This is a genomic window from Myceligenerans halotolerans (assembly GCF_054782975.1).
Genome location: NZ_BAAGRL010000002.1, coordinates 1 through 554, shown reverse-complemented (window position 1 = coordinate 554; position 554 = coordinate 1). Strand labels below are relative to the sequence as shown.

Genomic DNA, 554 nt, shown 5'->3' with positions numbered 1-554 from the left:
GTCGGTGACTGGTGTCCCGGGGGTTGACGTGTCGGCGGCCGACATCGCCGCGGTGCATGAGTGGCTGCTGACGGCGGCCAAGCCCGGTGAAGCGCGCGGTCAGGTCCAGATGCTGCGTGCGCTGGAGGACCTGGCCGGTGGCATCTCGGCGGTGCAGGCGCAGTTGATGGTCGAGATCGACGAAGCCGCGCGCACCGAAGCCCAGCAGGCGGTAGCGACCGCCGAGGCAGACCCGGCCGGCCGGACGGTACCGGTCACCGTGCGCTCCGCGGAGCGGGAAGCGGCCCGGTCCGTGCGCGGCCAGGTCGCCCTGGCATTGCGGGTCTCCCCGCACCGGGCCGGCACCCTGATCGGCACAGCCAAGATGCTGCACACCGAAATGCCGGCCACCCTGACCGCGCTGCGGGCCGGGCGGCTGACCCACCAGCGGGCGATCATCCTGGTCAAGGAGACCGCCTGCCTCGATGTGGAGGACCGCGCCCGCATCGACGCCGAGCTGTGCGCCGACCCGGCCACGCTGGAGGGCGTGGGCACCCGGGAGCTGGAGGCTCGCG

The 554-nt window shown here is 73.5% G+C and carries 1 pseudogene; it reads left to right on the top strand.

Features of this window, described 5'->3' with window-relative positions:
- Positions 1-28: 28 nt before the first annotated feature.
- Positions 29-554, top strand: a pseudogene (locus ACYVK5_RS00025) (HNH endonuclease); the annotation flags it as partial.